Source organism: Pararhodobacter sp. CCB-MM2 (genome assembly GCF_001691415.1).
Lineage (GTDB): Bacteria > Pseudomonadota > Alphaproteobacteria > Rhodobacterales > Rhodobacteraceae > Pararhodobacter.
In genome coordinates this window covers 1-26,060 of the sequence record NZ_LRRR01000012.1, presented here as the reverse complement: position 1 = coordinate 26,060, position 26,060 = coordinate 1, and the positions used below count along the sequence as shown (strand labels likewise).

The 26,060-nt window shown below is 65.9% G+C and carries 24 protein-coding genes and 1 rRNA gene; 13 read left to right on the top strand and 12 right to left on the bottom strand.

Features of this window, described 5'->3' with window-relative positions; all coding sequences use genetic code 11:
• Positions 1–56: 56 nt before the first annotated feature.
• On the top strand, positions 57–2,216 hold the full coding sequence (gene selD, locus BCY78_RS13130; protein WP_068302559.1) for a selenide, water dikinase SelD: 2,160 nt from the start codon (positions 57–59) through the stop codon (positions 2,214–2,216).
• 69 nt (positions 2,217–2,285) lie between these two features.
• On the opposite strand, the gene BCY78_RS13125 is transcribed toward selD, so the two are convergent.
• A complete protein-coding gene (locus BCY78_RS13125; protein ID WP_068302556.1) occupies positions 2,286–3,272 on the bottom strand; it encodes a D-glycerate dehydrogenase in 987 nt (328 codons plus the stop codon).
• Positions 3,273–3,441: 169 nt separating this feature from the next.
• Between BCY78_RS13125 and BCY78_RS13120 the strand changes: the two genes are divergently transcribed.
• From BCY78_RS13120 to BCY78_RS13110, 3 genes are read left to right on the top strand one after another with little or no spacing between them, the layout of a single operon-like run.
• The gene (locus tag BCY78_RS13120) at positions 3,442–4,005 is read left to right on the top strand and encodes an SH3 domain-containing protein (RefSeq protein ID WP_068302553.1); all 564 of its coding nucleotides are present in this window, start codon (positions 3,442–3,444) and stop codon (positions 4,003–4,005) included.
• A gap of 49 nt (positions 4,006–4,054) precedes the next feature.
• Entirely contained in the window at positions 4,055–6,004 is a 1,950-nt protein-coding gene (locus BCY78_RS13115; RefSeq protein WP_068302551.1) for a PAS-domain containing protein, read from the top strand.
• 39 nt (positions 6,005–6,043) lie between these two features.
• A complete protein-coding gene (locus BCY78_RS13110) occupies positions 6,044–6,763 on the top strand; it encodes a response regulator transcription factor (protein ID WP_068302549.1) in 720 nt (239 codons plus the stop codon).
• 6 nt (positions 6,764–6,769) lie between these two features.
• Here BCY78_RS13110 and fliP read toward each other — a convergent pair whose 3' ends face one another.
• Genes fliP through fliF form a run of 4 tightly spaced genes read right to left on the bottom strand, consistent with a single transcriptional unit; the run spans position 6,770 to position 9,959 of the window.
• On the bottom strand, positions 6,770–7,501 hold the full coding sequence (gene fliP / locus BCY78_RS13105; RefSeq protein WP_068302546.1) for a flagellar type III secretion system pore protein FliP: 732 nt from the start codon (positions 7,499–7,501) through the stop codon (positions 6,770–6,772).
• A gap of 4 nt (positions 7,502–7,505) precedes the next feature.
• Positions 7,506–7,793: a FliM/FliN family flagellar motor C-terminal domain-containing protein gene (locus BCY78_RS13100; RefSeq protein ID WP_068302543.1), complete on the bottom strand. Its 288-nt coding sequence runs from the start codon at positions 7,791–7,793 to the stop codon at positions 7,506–7,508.
• The gene (locus tag BCY78_RS13095) at positions 7,786–8,382 is read right to left on the bottom strand and encodes a hypothetical protein (protein ID WP_068302540.1); all 597 of its coding nucleotides are present in this window, start codon (positions 8,380–8,382) and stop codon (positions 7,786–7,788) included. Before BCY78_RS13095 ends, BCY78_RS13100 begins: the two co-directional genes overlap by 8 nt.
• A complete protein-coding gene (fliF, locus tag BCY78_RS13090) occupies positions 8,382–9,959 on the bottom strand; it encodes a flagellar basal-body MS-ring/collar protein FliF (RefSeq protein ID WP_068302537.1) in 1,578 nt (525 codons plus the stop codon). Before fliF ends, BCY78_RS13095 begins: the two co-directional genes overlap by 1 nt.
• 140 nt (positions 9,960–10,099) lie before the next feature.
• Here fliF and BCY78_RS13085 point away from each other — a divergent pair, with 140 nt between their 5' ends.
• From BCY78_RS13085 to BCY78_RS13065, 5 genes are all read left to right on the top strand, one after another.
• Positions 10,100–10,687, top strand: a complete 588-nt coding sequence (locus BCY78_RS13085) for a flagellar basal body-associated FliL family protein (protein ID WP_068302535.1) — start codon at positions 10,100–10,102, stop codon at positions 10,685–10,687.
• 12 nt (positions 10,688–10,699) lie between these two features.
• Complete coding sequence (locus tag BCY78_RS25860) at positions 10,700–11,188, top strand: hypothetical protein (RefSeq protein WP_068302532.1); 489 nt, start codon at positions 10,700–10,702, stop codon at positions 11,186–11,188.
• On the top strand, positions 11,188–11,961 hold the full coding sequence (locus BCY78_RS25265; RefSeq protein ID WP_139103165.1) for a MotE family protein: 774 nt from the start codon (positions 11,188–11,190) through the stop codon (positions 11,959–11,961). Before BCY78_RS25860 ends, BCY78_RS25265 begins: the two co-directional genes overlap by 1 nt.
• Positions 11,962–12,028: 67 nt before the next feature.
• Entirely contained in the window at positions 12,029–12,898 is an 870-nt protein-coding gene (motA, locus tag BCY78_RS13070) for a flagellar motor stator protein MotA (protein WP_068302529.1), read from the top strand.
• Positions 12,898–15,636, top strand: coding sequence for a hypothetical protein (locus BCY78_RS13065; RefSeq protein ID WP_068302526.1), 2,739 nt, complete (start codon positions 12,898–12,900; stop codon positions 15,634–15,636). Before motA ends, BCY78_RS13065 begins: the two co-directional genes overlap by 1 nt.
• 1,556 nt (positions 15,637–17,192) lie before the next feature.
• Here BCY78_RS13065 and BCY78_RS13060 read toward each other — a convergent pair.
• From BCY78_RS13060 to paaG, 4 genes are read right to left on the bottom strand one after another with little or no spacing between them, the layout of a single operon-like run.
• On the bottom strand, positions 17,193–17,789 hold the full coding sequence (locus tag BCY78_RS13060; protein WP_068302523.1) for a TetR family transcriptional regulator: 597 nt from the start codon (positions 17,787–17,789) through the stop codon (positions 17,193–17,195).
• Between the two features lie 6 nt (positions 17,790–17,795).
• Positions 17,796–19,106, bottom strand: coding sequence for a phenylacetate--CoA ligase PaaK (gene paaK, locus BCY78_RS13055; protein WP_068302520.1), 1,311 nt, complete (start codon positions 19,104–19,106; stop codon positions 17,796–17,798).
• A 3-nt stretch (positions 19,107–19,109) separates the two neighbouring features.
• Complete coding sequence (gene paaI, locus BCY78_RS13050; RefSeq protein WP_068302517.1) at positions 19,110–19,547, bottom strand: hydroxyphenylacetyl-CoA thioesterase PaaI; 438 nt, start codon at positions 19,545–19,547, stop codon at positions 19,110–19,112.
• Positions 19,544–20,332, bottom strand: a complete 789-nt coding sequence (gene paaG, locus BCY78_RS13045) for a 2-(1,2-epoxy-1,2-dihydrophenyl)acetyl-CoA isomerase PaaG (protein ID WP_068302756.1) — start codon at positions 20,330–20,332, stop codon at positions 19,544–19,546. The genes paaI and paaG overlap by 4 nt, the downstream gene beginning before the upstream one ends.
• A gap of 134 nt (positions 20,333–20,466) precedes the next feature.
• Between paaG and BCY78_RS13040 the strand changes: the two genes are divergently transcribed.
• Together BCY78_RS13040 and BCY78_RS13035 are read left to right on the top strand one after the other, a co-directional pair.
• On the top strand, positions 20,467–21,237 hold the full coding sequence (locus BCY78_RS13040) for an NAD(P)-dependent oxidoreductase (RefSeq protein WP_158515937.1): 771 nt from the start codon (positions 20,467–20,469) through the stop codon (positions 21,235–21,237).
• Positions 21,234–21,839: a sugar transferase gene (locus BCY78_RS13035; RefSeq protein ID WP_068302512.1), complete on the top strand. Its 606-nt coding sequence runs from the start codon at positions 21,234–21,236 to the stop codon at positions 21,837–21,839. Before BCY78_RS13040 ends, BCY78_RS13035 begins: the two co-directional genes overlap by 4 nt.
• Before the next feature lie 27 nt (positions 21,840–21,866).
• Here BCY78_RS13035 and BCY78_RS13030 read toward each other — a convergent pair whose 3' ends face one another.
• Both BCY78_RS13030 and BCY78_RS13025 read right to left on the bottom strand, forming a co-directional pair.
• Positions 21,867–22,145, bottom strand: coding sequence for an NfeD family protein (locus BCY78_RS13030; RefSeq protein ID WP_068302509.1), 279 nt, complete (start codon positions 22,143–22,145; stop codon positions 21,867–21,869).
• A complete protein-coding gene (locus tag BCY78_RS13025) occupies positions 22,145–23,023 on the bottom strand; it encodes an SPFH domain-containing protein (RefSeq protein WP_068302505.1) in 879 nt (292 codons plus the stop codon). Before BCY78_RS13025 ends, BCY78_RS13030 begins: the two co-directional genes overlap by 1 nt.
• Before the next feature lie 209 nt (positions 23,024–23,232).
• Here BCY78_RS13025 and ettA point away from each other — a divergent pair, with 209 nt between their 5' ends.
• Both ettA and BCY78_RS13015 read left to right on the top strand, forming a co-directional pair.
• Positions 23,233–24,888: an energy-dependent translational throttle protein EttA gene (gene ettA, locus BCY78_RS13020; RefSeq protein ID WP_068302503.1), complete on the top strand. Its 1,656-nt coding sequence runs from the start codon at positions 23,233–23,235 to the stop codon at positions 24,886–24,888.
• Between the two features lie 305 nt (positions 24,889–25,193).
• Positions 25,194–25,811: a MarR family winged helix-turn-helix transcriptional regulator gene (locus tag BCY78_RS13015; RefSeq protein ID WP_083195018.1), complete on the top strand. Its 618-nt coding sequence runs from the start codon at positions 25,194–25,196 to the stop codon at positions 25,809–25,811.
• A 152-nt stretch (positions 25,812–25,963) separates the two neighbouring features.
• Here the strand turns inward: BCY78_RS13015 and rrf are convergent.
• Positions 25,964–26,060 (bottom strand): 5S ribosomal RNA (rrf, locus tag BCY78_RS13010); the annotation flags it as partial.

Genomic DNA, 26,060 nt, shown 5'->3' with positions numbered 1-26,060 from the left:
TCTCCTCGCCTGATCGGCGCCTGCGCGCTAAAGCTGATCGCAGCAGCGGAGGCCTCATGCAGACCCTACCTCAGACCCGTGATCTCGTGCTTGTCGGCGGCGGCCATGCCCATGCGCTGGTGCTGCTGCGCTGGGCGATGAACCCGCTGGCAGGCGCGCGGCTGACGCTGATCGATCCCAATCCGACCGCGCCCTACACGGGGATGTTGCCGGGCCTGATCGCCGGGCACTACCAGCGCGGGGATCTGGAGATGGACCTCGTGAAGCTGGCGCGGCATGCGGGCGCGCGGCTGATTCTGGGGCGCGCGACGGGGATTGATCCCGAGGCCAAGACCGTCACGGTGCCGGGCCGCCCGCCAGTGGCGTTCGACATAGCGTCGGTTGATGTCGGCATCACTTCGGACCTGCCGGCGCTTCCTGGCTTCGCAGCCCACGCCACTGCCGCCAAACCGCTCGGCGCCTATGCCCAGCGCTGGGAGGCCTTCGCCGCCTCCCCGCCCGAGGCACCTCGGATCACCGTGCTCGGCGCGGGGGTGGGCGGGATCGAGCTGGCGCTCGCCATGCAGCATCGACTGCCCTCGGCACAGGTGACGGTGCTGGAGCGCGAGACCGCCCTGCCCCATCTCGGCCAGGCCGCCCGGACGTATCTGCTGGGCCTTTTGGCCGCGCGTGGGATCACACTGCGTGAGCGGACTGACGCCCAGGAGGTTACGGCCGATGCGGTGATCCTGTCCGACGGCACCCGCCTGCCCTCCGATTTCACCCTCGGCGCGGCAGGCAGCCGTCCGCAAGACTGGCTGTCCGCTACCGGTCTGCACCTGACCGAAGGCTATATCAGCGTCGACCCGCAGCTGCGTTCGACCTCGCATCCCGAGATCTTCGCCGTCGGCGATTGCGCGCATATGGTCGAAAGCCCGCGCCCCAAGGCCGGGGTCTTCGCCGTCCGGCAGGCGCCGATCCTCTTCCACAACCTGCGCGCGGCCCTGAGTGGCACGCCGCTACGGGCCTACCAGCCTCAGCGCGATTACCTGAAGCTGATCTCGCTGGGCGGCAAGGAGGCTTTGGCCGACAAATGGGGCCTGCCGCTGCACGGGCGCGCGATGTGGCGGCTGAAGGATCGCATCGACCAGAAGTTCATGCGCATGTTCCACGCGCTGCCCGCGATGAAGGCCGATCCCCTGCCCCGCCATCACGCGCTGGGGCTCGTTGAAGCTATCGGTGAGAAGCCCATGTGCGGCGGTTGCGGCGCCAAGGTCGGGCCCGATGCCCTGCGCCACGCACTTCACGGCCTCGCAGCCCAGGGCACGGTGGAACTCGGCGCGGGCGATGATGCGGCGGTGCTGCAGGGCGGCGGCGCGCGGCAGGTGATCGCCACCGACCATCTGCGGGCCTTCACCGAGGACCCGTATCTCATGGCCAAGATCGCCACGGTCCATGCCCTCGGCGATTGCTGGGCGATGGGGGCCGAGCCGCAGGCCGCCCTCGTCAGCCTGATCCTGCCCCGCCAGTCCGAACCCCTGCAGGAGCGCATGCTGGCCGAGATCATGGCGGGCGTGGCCGAGGGGCTGCGCGACGCCGGCGCCAGCATCGCGGGCGGCCATACCACGCCCGGGGCCGAGCTGACGGTGGGGGTGACGGGGACCGGGCTCGCCGGGCCGAAGGTGCTGACCAAGGGCGGGGCTGCGGCGGGCGATGCGCTGATCCTGACGAAGCCGATCGGCTCGGGCACGATCCTCGCCGCCGAGATGCTGAAACAGGCGCCGGGCCGGACGGTGGCCGCCCTCTGGCCCTATCTCACGCAACCGCAGGGCCGCGCCGCCGCGATCTTGTCGCCCCATGCCAAGGCGATGACCGATGTGACGGGCTTCGGCCTTGCCGGCCATCTCGACGAGATGCTGCGCGCCTCAAACCTCTCCGCCGATCTCGACCTCGCTGCCGTGTCGCTGTTCGAGGGCGCCGAAGACCTCGCTGTCGCGGGCGTCGCTTCGACAATCATGCCCGCCAACCGCGCCGCCCTGCTGGGTCGCATCGCCGCGCCCCAAATCCCGCGCGCCGCCCTGCTCTTTGATCCGCAAACCGCTGGCGGCCTCCTCGCCGCCGTGCCGGAAACCGAAGTCGAAACTCTCCTGACAGCCCTCACCGACTCCGGCTACACAGCCGCCCGCATCGGCACACTCCGCGCCCCGGATCAGAACCCCGCCCTGAGGGTGCGCTGAACCGCGCCCCTCTCACCTTGTTGCAAATACTCAAGAAACCCCACCGCCCGGAACCCGGCCGGGCCGGTCTCACAGCATCCCCGGCAGCACCTGATCCGGCGGCCGATGCCCGTCGGCGAAGGTCTTGATGTTGAGGATCACCTTCTCGCCCATCTCGATCCGGCCCTCCAGCGTGGCCGAGCCCATATGCGGCAGCAGCACGACATTGGGCAGCTCACGCAGCCGCGGGTTCACCTCGGCGCCGCGCTCGTAGACGTCCAGCGCCGCCCCGGCGATATCGCCCGCGCGCAGCATCCGGGTCAGCGCATTCTCGTCGATCACCTCGCCACGCGAGGTATTCACGATCACCGAATTCGGCTTCATCAGCTTCAGCCGCCGCGCGTTCATCAGATGGAAGGTCGAGGGCGTGTGCGGGCAGTTGATCGAGATGACATCCATCCGCGCGACCATCTGGTCGAGGCTCTCCCAATAGGTCGCCTCCAGCGGCGCCTCGATCTCGGGCCGCAGGCGCTTGCGGTTGTGATAGTGGATCTGCATGCCGAAAGCCTGCGCGCGGCGCGCCACGGCCTGACCGATGCGCCCCATCCCGAGGATCCCCAGCCGTTTGCCGCCGATCCGGCTGCCCAGATGCGTCATCGGCGACCAGCCGCGCCAATTTCCGGCCTGCATCTCGGACAGCCCCTCGGGGATGCGGCGGGTGACGGCGAGCATCAGGGCCAGCGTCATGTCGGCCGTATCCTCGGTCACGACACCGGGCGTGTTCGACACCAGAATGCCGCGCTGACGGGCCGAGGCGACGTCGATATGATCGACGCCCGCGCCGTAATTCGCGATCAATTTCAACCGCTCGCCGGCGCCCCCCAGCATGCCCGCGTCGATATGATCAGCCAGCGTCGGCACCAGCACATCGGCGCGCGCCATCGCTGCCACCAGCTCGTCACGGGACATCGGCGTGTCGTCGTCGCGCAGCTCGGCGTCGAACAACTCCTTCAGCCGCGTCTCCACCGGATCGGGCAAGCGTCGCGTAACGACAACACTCAGGCGCTTGAGGGGCATGGGAACCTCCTGGGGTCTTTCAAATCAGGCCGCGTGCTGGCAAAGTGGCGCAGAGCGAACCGAGGCACAAGCCATCCGCACGACCCCACGCGAAATAAAATTGCGCAAAGACCAATCGGGGCGGCTGTGGCGAAAACGAGACCCGCGCAAGCGGGCCGGGCAGGACAGCATGTTTAAGGCCCTCCGCCGGGCAATCCCGGCCATTGCGACGACCATCCTTCTCGCGCCCGCGCTGCTGCAGGCGCAGGAAAGCGCGACACCCGTTGCCGTCTCCGTCACCACCGCCGAGGCTGCGCCCACACGGTCCGTCGGACCGGTCACGGGCCTGCCGATGCCGCGCTATGTCTCGCTGAAGACCTCCCGCGGGCGGGCACGGCGCGGGCCGTCGGACACCCACCGCGTCGACTGGATCTTCACCCATCGCGACCTGCCCCTGCGCGTGACCGGCGAGTTCGAACATTGGCGCCGGGTCGAGGATGCCGAGGGCGAAGGCGGTTGGGTCCATTATTCGCTGCTGTCGGGTGTTCGCACCGTGCTGGTGACGCAGGACATGGTGGCGATGCGCTCGAACCCGATGCCTGACGCCAGCGAAGTGGCGCGGCTGGAGACCGGGGTGGTTGCACGGATCATGCATTGCGACCCGATCTGGTGCCAGCTCAGCGTCGAGGGTGTGCGCGGCTGGGTCGACCGGACGGCGCTGTGGGGCCTCGATCCCGGCGAGACGCTGGACTGAACCGCCAGCACGCTGGACGCGCGGCCTGCCCCGGCGCTAGGGTTCGCGCATGCAACCCGATGCCATTCAGCAGCTGACCCGAGCCGGCCTCAACCTGATCCAGCAGGCCCTGTCGATCTTTGACAGCGACCTGCGCCTTGCGGTCTGCAACCCGCGCTACCAGCAGATGTTCGGGCTTCCCGACGCTCTGGTCGAACCCGGCGCCTCGTTCGAGGAGACGATCCGCTTCCTCGTCAATCGCGGCGAATACGGCCCGCAGGAGAACGAGGACGAGGCCGTCCGCCTGCGCGTCGAGACCGCCCGCGCCTTCCGCCCGCATTACATGGAGCGCGAGCGCGCCAATGGCCGTTGGGTCTCGGTCGAGGGGGCGCCGCTGGCGCAGGGTGGCTGGGTCACCGTCTATACCGACATCACCGAGATCAAGCTGCAGGAACGGCTACTCAAGGCCCGGTCCGAGGAGCTGTCCGGCCAGCTGGTGGCCCATGCCCAGCGCCTCGGGCTGGCCAACCGGCAGCTGGCCTCGACCAACGCGATGCTGGCCGAAACCCAGCGCGAGCTGACCGAGATGGAGGCCCGCACCCGCCTCGTGACCGAGATGATGCCGGCCCATATCGCGCATGTGAATCGCGACCTGATCTACACCTATTCGAACCGGCGGCTGAGCAGTGTCATGCCCGGCACCCCGGCCTCAGGCGTGGTGGGGCTGCATGCCGCTGTTGCCTTGGGCCCGGTGACCTTCGCGCGCATCCTGCCGCATCTGCAAACCGCGCTGGCGGGCGAGAATGCGGTCTGCGAGATCACGCATGAAGACAGTGGCCGCCGGGTCCGCGTGGCGCTGACGCCCGATCCCGGCACCGATGGCAAGGGCGGCGGGGTCTATATCCTGTCGACCGACATCACCGCCGAAACGCAGGCCCGCGCGGCGCTGATGCAGACCCGCAAGCGCGAGCTGGCCGCGCAGCTGACCTCGGGCCTCGCGCATGATTTCGCCAACCTTCTGACGATCATCCTTGGCCTGCAGGACCGCCTGTCCCGCCTGCCGGAAATGCCGCCCGAGGGTGCCGAGCTGGTGCGCGCCACGCAGGGCGCCGTCCGTCGCGGCGGCACCTTGCTGCGCCGGATCGGCGAGATCTCGGGCGCGCGGGTGCTGCGCCCGGAACCCACCGACCTTGAGCCTCTGCTCGATGATCTGCGGATGATGGCCTCGCCCTCGCTGCCGGACGGGCTGCGCCTGACAATCGAGCTGGAGCCGGACCTCGGGCTGGTGATGCTGGATCAGGGCGCGCTACAGGATGCGCTGTTGAACCTGATCCTCAACGCCCGCGACGCGATGGGACCGATGCCCGGCGCGATCCGCCTGATCGCGCATCGGGTACTGGACACATGGCTGGAGATCACCGTCGACGATGACGGCCCCGGCTTTTCCGACGAGGCGCTGAAGCGCGGGCTCGATCCCTTCTACACCACCAAGGGTGGCGAGGGGTCCGGGCTGGGGCTGGCGATGGTCTTCGATCAGGCGACCTTGGCGGGGGGCTCGGTCCGATTGGCCAACCGTGCGTCCGGCGGGGCGCGCGTGGTGCTGCGCCTGCCCTTCCGCCCCGCGGCCGAGCCCCTGCCCGACGAAAGCCGGCTGGTCCTTCTGGTCGAAGACAGCCCCGAGATCCGCACCCATGTGCGCGAGATGCTGGTCGGCTTGGGCCATCAGGTGATCGAAGCCGAAACCGCCCTTGATGCCGAGGCCTTGGCCACCCTGCCCGAGATCGGGCTGATCCTGTCGGACGTGCAGCTGAAGGGCGACGAGACGGGCTTTGCCCTGCTCACCCGCCTGCAGCAGGCGCGTCCGGGGCTGGCGATGGGGCTGATGACCTCGCTTCCGGCCAATGACACGCTGCGTCGCGAAGCCGCAGAGGTCTTCCCCCTCTTGCCCAAGCCCTTCGATCCGGGCGATCTGGAGGCGTTCCTGCGTGCTTTGGGCCCTCCGGCCCTTGCCGCGCAGTGATCGCCAAGACCGTAGTCGGACCGCAGGGAGGCGCCCCCGATGACCCATAGCCCGGCCGCGCAGCCTCATGTCGCGATCCTTGACGACGAGGCCGAGATCCGCCGCATCCTCGCCGAGGCGCTGACGGATGCCGGGTTCCGCACCTCGACCTATTCGCGTGCCACGGAATTCGAAGCCGCGCTGAAACGCACCGCCCCGGATGTCTGCCTTGTGGACCTCGGATTGCCGGACCGTGACGGCTTGGCGCTGGTCCACCGGCTGGCATTGGAATCAGGCGCGACGATCATCATCATTTCGGGCCGCGCGGGTACGTCGGACCGGGTGACGGGGCTGGAGCTGGGCGCCGACGATTACATCATCAAACCCTTCGAGCCCGCCGAGGTCGTCGCCCGCATCCGCGCCCGCCTGCGCAAGGCTCGTCCGACCCCGGATGAAGGCGGCTCGGTCGCGCGGTTCAACGGCTGGGAAGCGCAATTCGACCGCTACCTGCTGGTCGGCGACGATGGGACCGAGGTGCCCTTCAGCCATGCCGAGGGCGAGGTGCTGCGCCTGTTCCTCGAGGCCCCGAAGCGCCTGATCTCGCGCACGCAGATGCAGGAGCAACTGGGCGGTGCCGCGGGCGAAAGCTTCGACCGGGCGATGGATGTGCGGATCTCCCGTCTGCGCGCAAAGCTGGGGGAAGATCCGAAAAACCCGCGCCTGATCAAGACAATCTACGGCGCGGGCTATATCTTTCTCGGCGATGTCAGCTGGCACTGAGGCCCGCTAGAAGTATCCTTGCACCAGCGAGGCCGAGACCAGTGTCCAGCCGTCCGCCACCACGAAGAACGCGAGCTTGAACGGCAACGAGACCACGGCTGGCGGCACCATCATCATGCCCATCGACATCAGCACCGCGGCGACGACGAGGTCGATGATCAGGAACGGCAGGAAGATCACGAAGCCGACCTCGAAGGCGTGGCTCAGCTCGGACAGCAGGAAGGCCGGGATCATCACCGACAACGGGCCCTCGGCCGTGAATTCCGGCTGATCGGGGCGCAGGACTGCGAGGCCTTCCCAAGTGTCCGGATCGGTGCGCGCGGCCATGAAGGCGCGGAACGGGTCGATGGCCCGAACGACCGCATCCTCGACCCCGATCTGGCCGTTCTGCAACGGCACCACTGCCGTCTCCCAGGCCGCGGTGAACACCGGGTCCATGACGAAGTAGGTCAGGAACAGCGCCAGCGTCGTCAGCAGCATGCCCGGCGGCGATTGCTGCAGACCGATCGCCTGCCGCAGGATCGCCAGCACGGTGACGATGAACGGGAAGCAGGTGACCATGATCATCAGACCAGGCACCAGGCTGAGCAGGGTCAACAGGACCAGCAACTGCGCCGAGCGCACCGCCAGGCTGCCGCCCTCGCCCATGTCGAGCGTCAGTTCCTGAGCGGCGGCTGCCATCGGCAAGCCGAGGACAACCGCTGCCAGAAGCAGCGCCAGAACCGCACGGGTTTTCATGGTCTCAGATCCCGTCCGACAGATCCGCAACCTCGGTCAGGCGCACGGCCATCTGGCCCGCCTGATCGCCTTCCAGCTCTTCCAACACACCGCGCGCGATGAGCCGGTCGCCGACATAGAGCTCGACCGGATCCTCGACCCGGCGGTCCAGCGGCAGCACCGAATCGCGCTGCAGCCGCAGCAGGTCGCGCACGAGCGGGCGGGCCCGGCCCACGGCGACGGTGATCTCAATCGGCACCTGCGTAAAGGCGCTGCGACCGAGGTTCTGGGTGGCTTCTGCGGTATCAGGCACGGAGGTTCTCCTCGGTCTGGATCTGATAGAAACGGTCGATGGCGCGGCCGATGGTTTCGGCGGCATGGGTCAGGTCGATTCGCGTCTCGGCCACCCCCATCACGAATTCCGCCTGGCCTTCTGCCAGGTCGGCGGTTTCGACAAGCTCGAGCGGCGGCAACATCTGCCCCTTGAGCGCGTCTTCGAACGCATCGCGGCAGCCGAGGCCCACCCGAAGCGTCAAGGGTTGCTCCGAGGCCGCATGGGCCAAGGGCAGCAGTTGTTCGATGGTCAGCGGCACGATGGTGGATTTCACCAGCGCCGGCAGCAGGGTTTCGACCATTGCGCCCAGAAGCGGCTCGATGGACTTCAGCACATGGCCGCGCGCCTCATGGTAGGTGAAGCTCAGCTGCTCCACCTGGCGCTCGATGGCGGCGCGGCGCGTGGCCTCGTCGGCATCGGCCTGTTTGCCATTGTCTTCCCAGCCCGCGACATAGCCTTTTTCATAGGCGTTGAGGCGAATATCCTCGATATCCTCGGGCATCATCAGCGACGGGCCGACCAGCGCGTCCGGGGTCTCGAAGACCTCCAGTTTGAGGGGATGAGACATCAGCGCTGCTCCTCAGGTTCTTCCATCCAGCTCCGGAGGATTTCCATGGTTTCATCCTGCCGCTCGGCGATCAACTGGCGCATGCGCTCGACCGGATCTTCCGATTCATCGGCATCGCCGCCGCCCCCGAAGTCGCTGTCGATTTCACCGGTCAGCGCCGGGCTCATGGCAATCATCGGGGCAAAGCCGGCCATCGGATCATCCTCTTCCAAAGCGGCCGCGCCGCCGTTGCTGGCCCCGCCCGAGCCTTTCAGGATCGGCCGCAGCACGAACAGCGCCAGGATCAGGGCGACGAGCGCCAGCGCGCCGAGGCGGATCAGCCCCATCATGTCCAGCGCGCTCACCCAGCTGGCAGCGCCAGCGGTGCCCAGATCGGTCGGCAGCGGTTCGAACTGCAGCGAGCGCAGCGTGATCACATCGCCCCGCGCCTCGTCGAAGCCGACGGCCGAGGCCACCAGATCGCGCAGCGCCGTCAATTCGTCATCCGGACGGGCCGTCCATTGCGGATCGCCATTGGCATCCAGCGTGCGCACACCATCGACGAGCACCGCGACGGTCAGGCGGCGAATCGCACCCGGCTGACGCTCCACTTCGCGGCTGGTTTGGCTGACTTCCCATGCGGTGCGCTCACGCGAGGTCTGCTCGCGGCTTTGCGATTGGCCGCTGGTGTTCGACGCCTGGCCGTCCGGAAGGTTCGAGGCGACGGTCACACCGGCCCCCCCGCTATCGGACGAGGTGTTGTTGCGCTGTTCGGTTTCCTGGCTGACAGCCGCGCGGCTCGAGGGGTCGACAAGACGCTCGGTAATCAGTTCGCGTTCGGTGACGGTGTCGACGTTAACTTCGACCACGGCGCGGCCGATGCCGACGCGGGCCTCCAGCAGACGCTCGACATTGTGGCGCAGCTGCTCGGCGCGATCACCGGACTGGCTGTTGGGGCTGTCTTCCTCGGCGACAATCATGCCGCCGTTCGAATCGATCACCGCGACATCTTCCGCGCGCATGCCCGGCACAGCCGAGGACACCAGATAACGCAGCGCCTGCGCCTGTTGCGCCGTCAGGGCCTGACCCGCGGGGGTCACAGTAACGGATGCCGAGGATTGCTGGTCACGGCGGAACGGCTGCGAGCCGCTCTGCGCAAGGTGAACGCGGGCGAATCGGATATGGGGGCTGGCCATGATCGTGCGTGCCAGCTCGCCTTCCTTCGCGCGCCAGTAGGCGGCGTCGAACATCTGTGCGGTCGTGCCGAAGCCGGTCAGACCGTCCAGAAGCTCGTATCCCGTCGAGGAATTGGCCGGTAGGCCCTGGGCGGCAAGTGCCATGCGGGTCTCATCGCGCTGGGTCGAATCGACGTAGATCGCGTCGCCTCGCACCTCATAGGCAATGCCACGCTGATCGAGCGCCTGCACGACTTCACCAGCCTGCGCGCCCTCGAGCCCTGCGTAAAGAAGGGACATCCCCGGCGCCGTGGCTAGCCTGGTCAAAGCCAGGACGGCGGCGAATACACCCAATGCTGCGACAACGGCGATAATCCGTCGGCGCGGTTCCAATGCGTTCCATGTCGACAGGAGCTGTTCCAACTTATTCCCCTTCGCGGACCTTCTGTCCCGATGAGGCCAGTTTTGACGGAGTTCGATTAACAATCAGTTAGCTACATCGTGCGAAAAACATCCTCGGAACATCGAAGAAATCGAATCTGCCACCCGGGGAAGAATCCGTCATGGCCACTGCAGAAGCTGAAGTCCAAACACCTGAAAAGAAATCGAAATTGCCGCTCATTATTGGGCTGGTGATGTTGTTGGCCGGTGGTGGCGGGGGATTCTATGCCGCCTATTCGGGCCTGCTCGACTCGGTTCTCGGAGGTGGTAACGAATCGTCGGCAGAGGGCCATGGCGCCCCCGCTGATAACGGCCACGGAGCCCCCGCTGCAGATGCGCATGGCGCGCCTGCAGCCGAAGGTCATGGCGAAGCCGCCGCAGACGGGCATGGCGAAGCGGGCGCGGCGGGCGGAACGAATTTCGTGCCCATGCAGCCGATCATCGTCAGCCTCGGGCAACGCGGCAACTCGCAGCACCTGCGCTTTTCGGCCCAGCTGGAAGTGGCACCGGGACAGGCCGCGAATGTCACCAACCTGATGCCGCGCATCACCGATGTCATCAATATCTACCTGCGCGCCCTGGATCCCCCTGAACTGGAGGAACCCTCGGCGCTGCTGCGCCTGCGTGGCCAGATGCTGCGCCGCATCCAGATCGTCACCGGCCCCGGCATGGTGAACGACCTTCTCATCATGGAATTCGTCTTCAACTAAGGGACCGCACCAATGGAATATGTGTCTGACCTGATCCTTGCCGCCGCGTCCCTTGGCGCCGCCGCCTATTGTGTCGTCCTGTCCCGCCGCCTGAAGGCGCTGGGCTCGCTGGAAGGGGGCATGGGATCCGCCATCGCCGTTCTGTCCGCGCAGGTCGACGATCTGACCCGCTCGCTGCGCGCCGCGCAGGACGCGGCCGGCCAAACCGGTGGACGCCTCGATGCGCAGGCCATGCGCGCCGAAGCCGTCTCTCGCAAGCTGGAACTGCTGCTGGCCTCGATGCACGACCTGCCGGAAGAGGAGCCGGCTCCGGCCCCCGCGGCACCCGCCCCGCGCGCCAGCCGCGCTCCGGCCGGGCGTGCGCCGACCGCCTGGCCGACCAACACCGTGAAGCGCGCTTCGCTGCGCGCGACCGAGGATGATTTCGAGCAGGATGACCTTGCCGATGCCGCTCCGCGCGCCCGTGTTGTGCGGCGTCGCTCCAGCGCTGGAGTTGCGTGATGCTGTCGCTTCCCAAACCCCCTGAAGGCGCCGCCCGGCGCGGCGCACCGGCCGAGGCCGCGCAGGTTCACCCGCGCCGCCGGCCACCAACGCAAGCCGCCCCTCAGCCGGCGCCGCAGCCCGCGGCTCAACCGGCCCCTGCCAAGGCCAAGGCGCCCCAGAAGGCGGCTGCCAAACCCCGTGCGCGCCTTGCCCCGCCGCGGAGCCGGGCGCGGGTTCTGCCGATTCTCGCCCTGCTGTTTCTGACCGGCGGCACCCTGCGACTGGTGCCGACGGTGAGTGAGGCTCTGGCGCAGGACCCGATGCCGATCCCTGTCGCCGCCAGCGCGACGCCGGGTCAGCCCGCGCCCCTGCGCTCGAGCCCCGTCAGCGATGCCCAGCTCTCCTTGGCGATTCGCGAGCGCGAGCGGGCGGTGGCCGAGCGCGAAGCCCAGATTGAAGAACGTGCCGCCCTTCTGGAAGCCGCCCAGGCGCGCGTGCAGGAACAGATCGCGGCCCTGCAGACCGCCGAGGCTGAACTGCAATCGACCATGGCCCAGGCCGACCGCGCCGCCGAGGACGACATCACCCGTATGGTCAGCGTTTTCCAGGCCATGCGCGCTGAGGAAGCCGCCCGAGTCTTCACGGAAATGGCCCCGGAATTCGCCGCGGGCTTCCTGGCCCGTCTGGAACCGGCATCAGCCGCTGCGATCCTTGCCGGCATGGAGCCGCGACACGCCTATGCGCTCTCGGCGATCGTCGCCGGAAGAAACGCCCTCGTGCCACGAGAATGACACCAGTTGGTTAGGCTTTCTTAAGCTCCGGATGAGAGCTTGGAAAAAAAGGTAAACGGAGCGAGACATGATCGGAATCATCGGCATCGTGGTGGTGTTCGTGATGGTGTTCGGCGGATTCGTCATGGCCGGCGGACATTTCGACATCATCCTGCACTCGCTCCCGTACGAGATGACCATGATCGGCGGGGCCGCCGTGGGCGCCTTCCTGATCTCCAACAACGGCGCGGGCGTGAAGCACACGCTCAAAGACATCTCCAAGGTGTTCAAGGGGGCCGCCTGGAAACCCAAGGATTACAGCGACCTGCTGTGCCTGATGTTCGAACTGATCCGCCTCGCCCGGCAAAACCCGGTCGCGCTGGAAGAACATATCGAGGCGCCGAACGATTCGGACATCTTCACCCGCTACCCCAAGATCCTGAAAGATCACGAGGCGATCGAGCTGATCTGCGACACGCTGCGCTCGATGACGCTCAGCTATGACGATCCGATGCAGGTGGAAGAGGTCCTCGACAAGCGGATGGATGCCTCGCTGCACCATGCCCTCCATTCCAGCCACGCCATGCAAACCATCGCTGACGGCCTGCCCGCTCTGGGGATCGTGGCCGCCGTGTTGGGCGTGATCAAGACCATGGCCGCCATCGACCAGCCGCCCGAGGTTCTGGGTGGCCTGATCGGCGGCGCACTGGTGGGGACGTTCCTTGGCGTGTTCCTGGCCTATGGCTTCGTCGCGCCCTTCGCGACCAAGATGGCCACCGTCGTCAACGAGGACGCCGCTTTCTACAAGCTGATCCGCGAAGTGCTGATCGCGAACCTCCACAACCACCCGGCCAACATGTGCATCGAGGTCGGCCGCCAGAATGCGCCGCACCACGTCCGCCCGTCCTATGGCGACCTAGAGGAAGCGATGCGCTCGCTCAAGCGTGAGGCGGCCTGATGCGTTCGGTTCTTCGCCCCTTTTCTCGGTCGATCCTGCTGGGATTGTTCCTCGCCTCGCCGGCTCTGGCGCAGGTCGGTGGTGCCCCCGTGGTGATACCGGCCGCAGCAGGGGCGACCAATGCCACGACCGTTTCGCCCTTCGCCGGCGAACACGCGACCTTCACCCGCGTCGTGCTGCGCCTGCCCGCCGGCTCGGAATGGGCCATCACGCCAGAGGGCCGCGACCGCCGGGTCAGCGTACAGGGCGTCGACACGCGCTTTGACGTCTCACGCCTGTTCGACCGAATCCCGCGCGCACGTCTGACCGGCGCCCGGGACGACAGCGGCGATCTTCTGTTGACGATGGGTTGCGATTGCACGATCCGCGCCTGGGAGGAACGTCCCGGCCTTCTGGTCCTCGACATCTCAGGTACCCCGGACGCGACCGCGGCACGCACGCCCGTCGTGGTCCCCGCGACGCCCATCGTCATTCCCGGCACGCCAGAGCCCCTGACCGAAGCCGAAACCGCTGCGGTCGAGCCTGAGCCCGCTCCGGTTCCGCGACGTCCCGTCACCCTGCCCCGGCCGAACATCGATCCTATCGCAGCCGGCCGGGCTGCGGGCGCCGCGCTGGCCCGACTGATGCCGCCGACCGAAGAAGCCCCGGCTCCGCCGCCGGAAGACGACCCGCGTCTTCAGACGCTGGCCGAGGATCTTGGCCGCACGGTCGCCGCCGCGCTGGGACAAGGCCTGCTGGAGCCTTCCGCGGACCACAATCCCGGTGCGCTGGGGCTTCTCAATGGGACAGAAACGCCGGAAATGCCGGCGAACATGCGGGTGTCCACCGTGATGGACCGTCCGAACCCCGAAGCCATGCCCGAACAGCCGCTTCCGCCGATCTGTGTTGGTGGGGCCGAGCTGAGCAGCTTGATGACGAAGGATGTCGACAACTTCGCCGCAGAATTCGGCCGCCTCAGCAGCGAACTTTACGGCGAGTTCGATCAGCCCAACCCACAAGCGCGTGCCGAACTCGTCGGCCTGTATCTCGCGGCCGGCTTCGGCGCCGAAGCGCGGGCGCTGCTGCAGAATGCCGCGGACCCCGTTGCCGTTCGGGACCTCGCCATGGGCGTTGCCGATGTGCTGGAAGATCGCGCCTCAAACTCGCGCATGCGTCTGGCCCAAGCCATCGATTGCGGCGGCACCGTCTCGGTCATGGCGGCCCTTGCGGGCGCCCCTGAAGATCGCGTGCGCGCGCAGGCGGATCGACTCGCACTGGCCTTCGTCAACATGCCGGCAAATCTGCGCGATTTGACGGGCCTTCCGCTGGCACAGGCCCTTGCTGATGTTGGTGCGATGGATGCCGCCCGCATCGTCGCGGATGCCCTCCATCGCTCGGAATGGGTCAACCCTGAAGAGCTGGCCTTGGTCGAGGCCCGCCTTGACCGTGCCCGCGGCCTTCCCGGCGCGGCGGCGGCCCGTCTTGCCCAGGAAGGCGGCCATGATACCGAAACGGTTCAGACCCGCCTTGATCTGGCCCTGCAGACCAATGGCAGCATGGACCCCGCCTACCTTGATGACGTCGAAGCCATCGCTGCCGGCGCCAGAAGTGAAGAAAGCGGGCCCGAGCTGATGGCCTCGGTCATTCGCCTGCACGCACGCTCGGGTGCCTTGCCTGACGCCTTCCAGGCGCTCGACCGGCTGGAAAGCTGGATGAGCGAGACCGGCGAGAACCTTCGGATCCTCTCCGATCTGCGCGATACCGTCTGGGATGCGTTGGCAACCAACGGGACCGATTTTGGCCTGATCGAAGCCGTTCTGGCGCGCGAAGACTGGCGTGACGGCGGCTTGACGGAAGACACGCGCCGCAAGCTTGCCCGTCGTCTTCTGGACCTCGGTTTCGCAACGCCGGTTGAGGATCTGATCGGCAATCTCGAGGACAACGACGCCCGCGTCACCCGGGCCCGTGCCTATCTGGAACAAAACGATCCACGGACGGCCCTGTCGATGATCGATGGGCTGATGGGTGTTGAAGCCCGCCAAACCCGCGCCGCCGCGATGGAGCGTCTCGGCAACCATGCAGGCGCGGCAGCCGAATTTGCCGCACTGGGCATCACCGACTCGGCGGCCCGCGCAGCCATCGCCGGCGGCGATTGGCGCCGCGTGGAAACCCTGCGCAACGAAGGGGTCCTTCCCCCGGCCGCGGCCGACCTCGGTCAGATGCTGGGTCGCGCGCCCGGCCATGCCGAGATCGCGATTGAGCGCGCTGCCGAAGAGGCCGCCCGTGCCCCGGCAGAAGAACACGCCGCTCCCGCGCATGCTCCTGCTCCGGCACATAGCCCGGCGCCGGCCGCGCCCGCCACGGCACGTGAACCGGCGGCACAAGGGGCCCCCGACCACGCGCCCAGGGCCCCTGCGGCTCAGGCCCATGACGTGCCGATGGCCCAAGCACCGGCTGCAGATCATACGCCGGCTCCGGTCGCCCACGGCGATACGAATGCGCAGCCGGCAGAAGCCGTCGCACAAGCCGGGCATGATGCACCCCAGGAGCACGGCGCCGCCCCGGCAGAGGCCGGCCACGGCGACCCGCACGCCACGGCGACGGAAGAGGTCATTGCCCAGTTCGTCCCCGCAGAACCGCTTCCCGACGCCGGAGCCGAGTATGATCGTCTGGGCCTGGTGCGCCGCAGCTCGACCCTGTTGGCGGAATCGGAGCGCCTCCGTGATGCGCTGGCCCCGCTGATGATCTCAAGCGAGTAACCGGAGAACAAATGTCAGCGCGACGTTAGTGGCGGCCACTGTGCCTAGCCAAGCCCGCGCCCGACGAAGCTTGATCGAAACCTACATCCACGGAACACCCCGCGTTGTCTGAAGAACAATGGCGGAGCGTGGTCGCGTGCATTGGTCGAGGTCAGACGGCGAGTTTTCTGCGGCGCCACATCTGTGCTTTGTGAACGTCCGCAGATCGGTTCGCATTGCTTGATCAAGGCAGGTGCGCTTTCGACATGCAGGTCTAAAGCGGTCACGCTGAGCAAACTCACTCCGCGTCCTTGGCGGTCGAAGCGTTCGACACAATGCGTGATCTGGGTAGCGGAAGCGCTGGGCAGGGCAATGCCGTTAAGGGATGCGGGGTGTTTTGGGCTTATACCATCGTTCATCCAACCATGGGTCCGCAAAAGCCTCAGTGTCGCTCACCGTGACATCATTCAGACAGTCGTGACGGCGCGTGGGCCAATATCGCCTATCGGTCGGCACGTGTGCTGCACCTTGGCGCTGGGATAGAGCAAGGCCGCGAGGACGATATCGCGTGTCAGTCACGTCCCTGGCGGGCAAGTTGCCGGCAACGAGGAACTACGGGACGTGCCCCCCCATCTCATGAATAATTCACGGGTGGGATTTCAGCACTTCTCTGCCTCTGTCAGCCGGCTTCTCTTTGAGGGAGGTAGATTTGGGCAGGCGGCAGCCCGCCATGGGCGGCGTGGGATTGCGTGCTGGTCTCCCGAGCGTGCAGATAGTCGCGCTCATGCATCCGGGTTCGTCAGAGGTGTTCGATGGATATGTTGTCGATGCAGCGCTCCTTGCAGATCGACATCCGTTGACCAGCAGGCGAATTGCGAAGCAAACCAGCCGAGAGGCGTGGGCATGCGCCGGATCAGGCGCCAGATGCGCGTTACGGTCACAGACCGCCCCTCGTTCCGAAGGTGCCAGGTGATCTGCAGGGCGCCATCGAGCAGGCTTCGAGCAATTGGCTGGCAATACCAGCATCAGCGCCGGGTTAACCTCGGGCTCCCACTTCGACATGTCATGCGGCATTGCGCTCCGACCGACAGCTTGGGCTGGGCACGTTCAATCACCTCGCGCCTCACTTGCCGGCCCGGAATGCGCATTTTCCTGGTGGCTTGCCACCGATTACGTGGCCAGCAGATTGCGGAGCGTCATGCCAAGCTTAGACAGCGAGCCTTTTGGCCGAGACCAATCGCGAGCCAGAATAATCGAGTTTTACCACCCTGGCCTGTCGGCGCGCGCTTGTCGTACTGCAACAATCACTGGCGAGATCGAACAGAACCTCGGCCTGGTGCGGCAGATCCACCGCCCAACCGTCACAACGTAGTTTCGACGAGAGCGATGAGCGGTTCTTGCAGCCGCTTTCTTTCGCGGTGTCCGGCAAATGCCCTGGCATCTGCGTAGAGGCGGACATCAGGTGAGCGAGCACCAGATATGTCGGCGGATCAGGTTGACGCCGACTTGGCCGAAAAGGCCGACACGCGCGGTCGATGTCGCGCGGCTCGGGGGCGATATTGCTTGACGCGGCTTGTTTAAGCCGACTTCACGCCACCGATCCCGTCAAGGATCAATGCCGTCGCAATGTCGGCATAACCCTCGCGCGTCAGTGCCCCACCGTCGCGGAACCACATATAGACCCAATTCACCATGCCAAAGAGCGACATGGTTACCGGCATCAGCATCGCCGCCGGTAGTTCGGGGCGTACCGCGCGCAGGGCGTCGGAGAAGCGACGGACGATCCGACGCTCGATCGCATGGATCTCGTCCTTCTGTTCGGGCGGCAAGGTCTGTGTGCCGTTCAGCTGAACCTTGTGGTAATTGTCGGCGTCCCGGTAGCATTCCAGCACCGCCCCAACGAGGCCGCGAAGGCGCGATCGGGGCTCGGCCTCCGGGGCGTCGGCGGCTGACAAGGCCTCGTCCAGCTCGGTCAGATGGGTGCGGATGATGTCGAAGATCAGCGCGTCCTTGCCGGGATAATAGTGGTAGAGCAAGGCCTTGGACACACCCGCCTGCACGGCGATCTGTGCCATCGAGGCCTTGTCCATCCCCTGCTCGGCCAGCACGGACGCAGCGCTCGACAGGATCGCGCGCTGCTTGTCTTCAAAATCGGCCGCGCGTGTGCGTGCCATGGCCGATCAACCCTTGGGCCGGTTGTCGACCACGCGCTTGGCCTTGCCTTCCGAGCGCGGGGCACCGCCCGGTTCGTGCACCTGGATCTTCGTCGACACGCCGACCACCGACTTGATGTGATGCGCGAGCTCCTTGGACGAGGCTGCCCGCCCTTCAGCGTTGGCCGCGGCCTCGGTCGCCTCGCAATGCACGATCATCGCGTCCATGCGGTCGTTGCGCACCAGTTCGATCTGGAAATGCGGTGCGAGGCCCGAACATTTCAGGATCTGCTCCTCGATCTGGGTCGGGAAGACATTGACGCCGCGCAGGATGATCATGTCGTCCGAACGGCCGGTAATCTTCTCCATCCGCCGCATCGAGCGCGCAGTGCCCGGCAGCAGGCGGGTCAGATCGCGGGTGCGGTAGCGGATGATCGGCAGACCTTCCTTGGTCAGCGTGGTGAAAACCAGCTCGCCCATTTCGCCATCTTCGACCGGCTCGCCGGTCTCGGGGTTGATGATCTCGGGGTAGAAATGGTCTTCCCAGATGTGCAGACCATCCTTCGTCTCGACGCATTCATTCGCCACGCCCGGCCCCATGACCTCGGAGAGGCCATAGATATCAACGGCATGCATGTCGAAGGCTTCCTCGATCTCGCGGCGCATGGCGTTGGTCCAGGGCTCGGCGCCGAAGATGCCAACCGCGAGCGAGCTTTCGCGCGGGTCGATGCCTTGGCGGCGGAATTCATCAAGAATCGACAGCATGTAGCTGGGCGTGACCATGATCACGCGCGGCTTGAAATCCTGAATCAGCGTCACCTGCCGCTCGGTCATCCCGCCCGAGACGGGGACCACCGTCGCGCCCAGCTTCTCGGCCGCGTAATGCGCCCCGAGACCGCCAGTGAACAGCCCGTAGCCATAGGCGATATGGACGATGTCGCCGGCCCGGCCGCCCGAGGCGCGGATCGAGCGCGCGCCGAGCTGTGCCCAGGTGTCGATGTCCTTGGCGGTATAGCCCACGACCGTCGGTTTGCCGGTGGTGCCGGACGAAGCATGGATGCGAGAGATCTTCTCGCGCGGGACGGCGAACATGCCGAAGGGGTAGTTGTCGCGCAGGTCCGTCTTCACCGTGAAGGGGAATTTCGCCAGATCCTTCAGCGACTTCAGATCATCCGGATGCACGCCCGCCGCATCGAATTTGGCGCGGTAGAAGGCGGAATTCTCGTAGGCATGGCTCAGCGACCATTTCAGCCGCTCCAACTGCAGCGCCGAAATCTCGTCGCGCGACGCGGTTTCGATGGCTTCGAGGTCACCGGGACGGGGGGAGAGGTCTTCCATGGCTTACTCCTGCGAGAGGTCGGGCAGATGCGTGCCCTTGATGCTGCGCGAATGCCCGCGGAACTCGGCGATCTTCACGCCGTCGGCACGGGTCACGGTAATGTCGTAGATGCCGCCGCGGCCCTGCTTCCAGACCTCACGGGCCTCGGCGCGGAGGACGTCGCCCTCGAAGGCCGGGGCGAGGAAGGTCACCTGCGCCATCTGCGCAACGACGCGTTGGTTGTAGGTGTTGCAGGCGAAGGCGAAGGCGCTGTCCGAGAGCGTGAAGATATAGCCGCCGTGGCAGATCTTGTGGCCGTTGGTCATCTCGGGGCGCACGGTCATCGTCATCGTGGCGTGGCCGGCGCGGACATCGGACAGCTGCATGCCCAGATGCTGGGTCGCATTGTCGTCGGCCCACATTGCGTCGGCGCAGGCTTGGGCGAGTTCGTCGGGCGTCATTGACCTTTGAACTCCGGCTGGCGCTTGTCGAGGAAGGCAGCGACGCCCTCGGCATAATCGGCACTCTCGCCGCAAGCCTTCATCAGCTCGGCTTCCAGCTCCAGATGATCGGCCAGCTTGTTCGTTGCGGCGGCCTGCATCGCGCGTTTGGTCTGGGCATAGCCGAAGGTCGGGCCGGCGGCGAATTTGGTGGCCAGCGCGCGGGTCTCGGCCATCAGCTGGTCGTCGGGCAGGCATTGCCAGATCAGCCCCCAATCGGCGGCCTGTTTCGCGGGCAGCGGCTGCGCGGTCAGGGCGAGGCCCATGGCGCGCTGCGGGCCCAGCAGGGTCGGCAGGTGCCAGCTGCCGGCGGTGTCGGGGATCAGGCCGACCTTGCTGAAGGACTGGATGAATTTGGCGCTCTCGGCGGCGAAGGTCAGGTCGCAGGCGATGGCGAGAGACGAGCCCGCCCCCGCCGCGACGCCGTTCACCGCGCAGATCACCGGCATCGGCAGGGCCTTGATCTGACGGATCAACGGGGCCCAGAGGCGACGAACCGTGTCGCCCAGATCGGGCGGGCCGTCCATCGTGCGCGGATCGCGGTCGCCCAGATCCTGCCCGGCGCAGAAGCCCCGCCCGGCGCCGGTGAGCAGCACGCAGCGGGCTTCACGCTCGGCCCGTTGCAGGGCTGCGCGCAGCGCCATGTGCATCTCTTCGGTGAAGGAATTCAACCGGCCAGGCCGGTTCAGGGTCACTTCCAGCACGCCAGCTTCAAGGCGCACCAGCACGGTGTCCGAATCGCTCATCATCATCCTCCCTGCGCATTGCTGCGCCTCTGAGCTGGAGGATTTCATCAACCGTCCGGTCAGTCAATCTATTTCATACTCTTTCGCTGGCCTCGGCCCCGGCTGCATGGCAAGTCTGGGCCATGACACGCGTGATGATCACAGGCGCCAACGGGCGCGTCGGGCGGCTGCTGCGCCCTTGGTTGGGCGAGGATACCCTGCGGTGCCGTCGCGGCCCGGGCGAGGCGCTGGATTGGGACCCGTTGACCGGACCCGAGCCCCTGCTGGACTTCTGCCGACTGAACGGCGCGCCATCCTGCCTGATACAGCTGGCCCGGGGCGACGAGGTGGCGATCGGCCGCGCCACGGTTGCGGCGGCGCGCGCAGCCGGGATCGCGCGCGTGCTGCTGGCGTCCAGCTCGGCGGTCTATGGCTTCTCCCGCACACAGCCGTGGGATGAGGAAGACGCGACCGAGCCGCCCTCGCCCTATGGGCAGGCAAAGCTGGCGATGGAGCGCGCCTGCGCCGGGCCGGGGGTGACGATGCTGCGGATCGGCAATGTCGCCGGGGCCGATGCGTTGCTGACCAACCCGCGCCGGCCGTTGCTGCTGGACCGCTTCCCGGACGGGGCCGGGCCGGTACGCAACTACATCGGCCCGCGGACATTGGCGCAGGTGCTACGTGCCTTGGCCGAAGCCCCTTCCCTGCCGCCGGTTCTGAACATCGCCACACCGCGGCCCGTGGATATGGCTGCCCTCGCCCGCGCCGCGGACCTGCCGATGGAGCGACAACCGGCACCAGCGAGCGCCCTGCCCCGGCTGACGCTGGCCACCGCCCGGCTTGAAACCCTGTTCCGTTTCGACGACACCGACAGCGACCCGGCGACCATGGTCGCGCAATGGCGCCACAGTATGAGGCCCGCATGAACCCGCTCAAACGCGCTTTCGACCTGTTCACGGCCGCGGCGATCACGCCGTTTGTCTTGCCGCTGATCGTCATTTTCTCGCTGATCATTCTGATCACCGACGGGCGCCCGATCTTCTATGGCGGCGAACGGATGAAGACGCCGACCAAGGGCTTCAGCCTGTGGAAATTCCGCTCGATGCGGGTCGATCCCGGGGACCGGGGCGTCTCGGGCGGGGACAAGAGCGCGCGGATCACGCCGATCGGCGGCTGGCTGCGCAAGCGCCGACTGGATGAGCTGCCGCAACTGTGGAACCTGTGGCGCGGCGATATCTCGGTCGTCGGACCGCGCCCGCCGCTGCGCGATTATGTCGAGCGGTTTCCCGGCCTCTACAACGAGGTGCTGAAAAGCCGTCCGGGCCTGACCGGCCTCGCCTCGATCTATTACTCGAAGCATGAGCAACGGATGCTGGCCCGCACCTCGACCCCCGAGGAGACGGACGCGGTCTATGCCCGCAATTGCGTGCCCCGAAAGGCGCATATTGATCTGATGTATCAGCGCAACTGGAGCTTTTGCTTCGACCTGAACGTGGTCCGCAAGACGCTGTTTTCCTCGGCCCGGTAAGGGAAAGAGGCCCGCAGGCCCCTTTGCTCAGTCTTCGTTGATGTCGCGGTCGATCCGCTTCATCTGGCCCTGCCGGACCCCCATGAATTGCCGCATCCCCAGCCACGCGACGACCGAGATCACGGCAAAGACCACGGCCATGATCGCCAGTGACTCGCTGGCATCACCAAACAGGCCCGTGCCGACGATGGCCCCAGTGATCACCGCGCCCACGGCGAAGCCCGCAAACAGGAAGCCGGGCACCAAGACCTCAAGGATCGCCAGTGCCAGACCGGCCGCGATCCAGATCCACCAGAGCTCGGCCATTACACGCGCCCTTTCAGCATCTTGAAGGCATCGCCGAAGGCCTCGATCATATTGGCCGGCAGGACGATGGTCTGCTTGCCCGGCCCCTCGGCCACCTGCTTCATCGCCTCGACCTGCGCGATGGCGATCTGGTATTGCGCGGCTTCCAGACCGTTCTTGGCGATGGCCTCGGCGATGACGCCGGTCGCATAAGCCTCGGCATCGGCCGAGATGCGTTTGGCCTTGGCCTCCTGCTCGGCGGCGTAAAGCTCACCGTCGGCGGCCAGTTCCACCGCGCGACGCTTGCCCTCAGCCTCGGTCACGGCGGCGCGGCGGGCACGCTCGGCGTTGAGCTGCTGCAGCATGGCGGCGCGGGTGGCCTCGTCGAGGTTCACGTCCAGCAGTTCTGCACGGGTCACCACGATGCCCCAGTCATCGACGACATCGGCAATCGCAGCGCCGATCTTCTGGGTCAGACGGGCGCGGTTCGACTGCACCTCATCCAGCTCCATCGTGCCGATTTCGGAACGCACGATACCCGCAACCGTGGTCAGGATCGCCGCGTCCACGTCGCGGATGCGGTAGACCGTCTTTTCCGGCTCCATGATGCGGTAGAAGACCGAGGTTTCGACCTGCACCAGCACGTTGTCGGTGGTGATCGCGTCCTGCCGCTGGTTGGGCAGCTGGCGTTCCAGGATCGAGACCTTGTGCGCCACGGTGTCGACGAAGGGGACGATCAGGTTGATACCCGGCCCCAGTACGGCACGAAGGCGCCCGAACCGCTCGACCACGTATTTCTGCGACTGCGGCACGATCCGCACCCCGAGGAAGACCGAGATGATGATGAACAGCGCCAGAAGGATCAGCACAATGGTGCCGCCGCCAATGAAATTGGGCATGAATGACTCCGGGGTCAGGGGCTGAGGTGTCGGAAGCTCGTCGGGTTTCACGGCACGGCCAAATAACAAATGAACCCGCGCATTATGCCGCCAAGCGCGGCGCAGGAAAAGAGCCTGCGCTTGCAGCTTTGCCCCCGCCCCTGTAGGGATCGCTGCAAATCCCCGTTATTTCCGGCCCCTTTTCGGCCGCCAAACTTCTGGAGCATGACATGGCCTCGTATCAGTACGTCTACCACATGGACGGCGTGTCCAAGACCTATCCGGGCGGCAAGAAATGTTTCGAGAACATCCGCCTGAACTTCCTGCCCGGCGTGAAGATCGGCGTCGTCGGCGTGAACGGTGCCGGTAAGTCGACGCTGCTGCGCATCATGGCCGGCATCGACAAGGATTTCTCGGGCGAGGCCTGGGCTGCCAAGGGTGCCAAGGTCGGCTACCTGCCGCAGGAGCCGGCGCTGGATGAGAACCTCGATGTGCGCGGCAACGTCATGCTGGGCGTCGCTGCCAAGCAAGGCAAGCTCGACCGCTACAATGAGCTGGCAATGAACTACTCGGACGAGACCGCCGAGGAGATGGCCCAGCTTCAGGACGAGATCGACGCCGAGAACCTCTGGGATCTGGACAGCCAGGTCGACGTCGCGATGGAAGCCCTGCGCTGCCCGCCGGACGATGCCGATGTCTCGAAACTCTCGGGCGGTGAGCGTCGCCGCGTCGCTTTGTGCAAGCTGCTGCTGGAAGCCCCGGACATGCTGCTGCTCGACGAACCGACCAACCACCTCGACGCCGAGACCATCGCCTGGCTGCAAAAGCACCTGATCGAATACAAGGGCACGATCCTCTGCGTCACGCACGACCGTTACTTCCTCGACGACATCACCTCGTGGATTCTGGAACTCGAGCGCGGCCGCGGCATCCCCTACGAGGGCAATTATTCCTCGTGGCTGGAACAGAAAGCGAAGCGCGTCGCGCAGGAAGCGCGCGAAGACAAGGCCAAGCAGAAGGTTCTGGAAAAGGAACTCGAGTGGATCCGCGCCGGTGCCAAGGCCCGTCAGGCCAAGTCGAAGGCCCGTATCTCGGCCTATGAGAAGATGGCCGACCAGTCCGAGAAGGATCGCGTGGGCAAGGCCCAGATCATCATCCCGAACGGCCCGCGTCTGGGCGGCAAGGTGATCGAGGTCGAGGGCCTGAGCAAGCATTACGGCGACCGCCAGCTGATCGAGAACCTGACGCTGTCGATCCCGCCGGGCGCCATCGTCGGCGTGATCGGTCCGAACGGCGCCGGCAAATCGACGCTGTTCCGCATGATCACCGGCAACGAGACCCCGGATGCGGGCTCGGTCACGCTGGGCGACACGGTGAAGCTGGCCTATGTCGACCAGTCGCGCGATGCGCTCGACCCCAATGCCACCGTCTGGGAAGAGATCTCGGGCGGCGCCGAGCTGATCGAGCTTGGCGATGCGCAGGTCAACAGCCGTGCCTATTGCGGCGCCTTCAACTTCAAAGGCGGCGACCAGCAGAAGAAGGTGGGCCTGCTGTCGGGCGGTGAGCGCAACCGCGTGCACATGGCCAAGCTGTTGAAAGAGGGCGGCAACGTGCTGCTCCTTGACGAGCCGACCAACGATTTGGACGTGGAAACGCTGCAGGCGCTGGAAGCGGCGATCGAGGATTTCGCCGGCAACGCGATCATCATCTCGCACGACCGCTTCTTCCTCGACCGCCTGTGCACGCATATCCTCGCTTTCGAGGGCGAAGCGCATGTTGAATGGTTCGAAGGCAACTTCGAAGCCTACGAGGAAGACAAGATTCGCCGCCTTGGCCCGGACTCGGTCGAACCTAAACGTGTGAAATACAAAAAGTTTTCGCGCTGATTCGGCTTACGCCGCCCCGGCGGAGCATTTAGCCCCTCAAGGGTGCTGAGAGTCGAAGAACACGCAAAGCGTGAGCGGATGCCCGACATTCGCTCACGCATAGAGGGAGTGCCTGACACGAAATCGGGCATTCACTCCGAATTTCGTCGCACCTGCGACGATTTCCTTCCCTAGATCCCAGGTCCTCGTGCTAGCATGCACATGTTGGAATATGTACCTGTGAACTATGTATCATGCGCACTCCTGAACCATTGGAGGCCCCTTTAGGGTGGTCCGGCACGTGCGCGGATGGGAGGAGACTTGACATGAACGGTTTCAATGCCACCCTAAGCGTCGAGCCTATCTCTGCCGACGATCCGGCCAATGTCCAAAGCGCCCCGACCATTTTGTCGTGCGATCAAGACACCAGCGAGGACCGTGCCATGACCGACAGCTCCGGCCCTGCGCCCGCGACTTCTCTCTCGACCCGGATCGTTGACGGACGGCTCGTGTTGAACGCGGAGTATTATGTGCCCTATTTTCTAGCCATCGTGAACACGCGCCTCTCTCGGGGGTCGTCACAGATCTATCTTGACCGTTTCGGGATCGGGATCGTCGACTGGCGTGTCCTGGCATCTTTGGCCATCGAGCCCGAAATCCCGGCCTCGCGCATCTGCCAATTGATCGATCTCGACAAAGGCGCCGTGAGCCGCGCCCTCACCCGCCTTGATGAGCTGCGGGTTCTGGACCACAAAGCCGGTGCCGAGCGGGATATCCGGCGCAAGCTGTGGTCGCTGAATGAGGCAGGCTACGCCTTGCACGCCGCTGTGCTGCAAGTTGCCTTGGAACGGGAAGATCAGCTCGTCCGTGGCATCACCGAGGAAGATCTCGAGACCTTTCGCAATGTGATGCGCCAGATGCATGCCAATCTTCAGGACATGTAATAGGGCGGAGGCAAATGCCCCTGCCCTATTCATTCTGGCGTTCTCGAGCCAAGTCCTGGCATTAAGACCATGAACGACAAACACCAACGCCGCCCCGAAGGGCGGCGTTGGTGTTATATGACCATCGTTATAGAGAGGCTGTTTCTTATCGAGTTTGGCGGTGACCTACTCTCCCACGTCTTAAGACGCAGTACCATTGGCGTTCCGGCCCTTATCCATCGAGTTCGGGAAGGGATCGTGAGTTTAGCC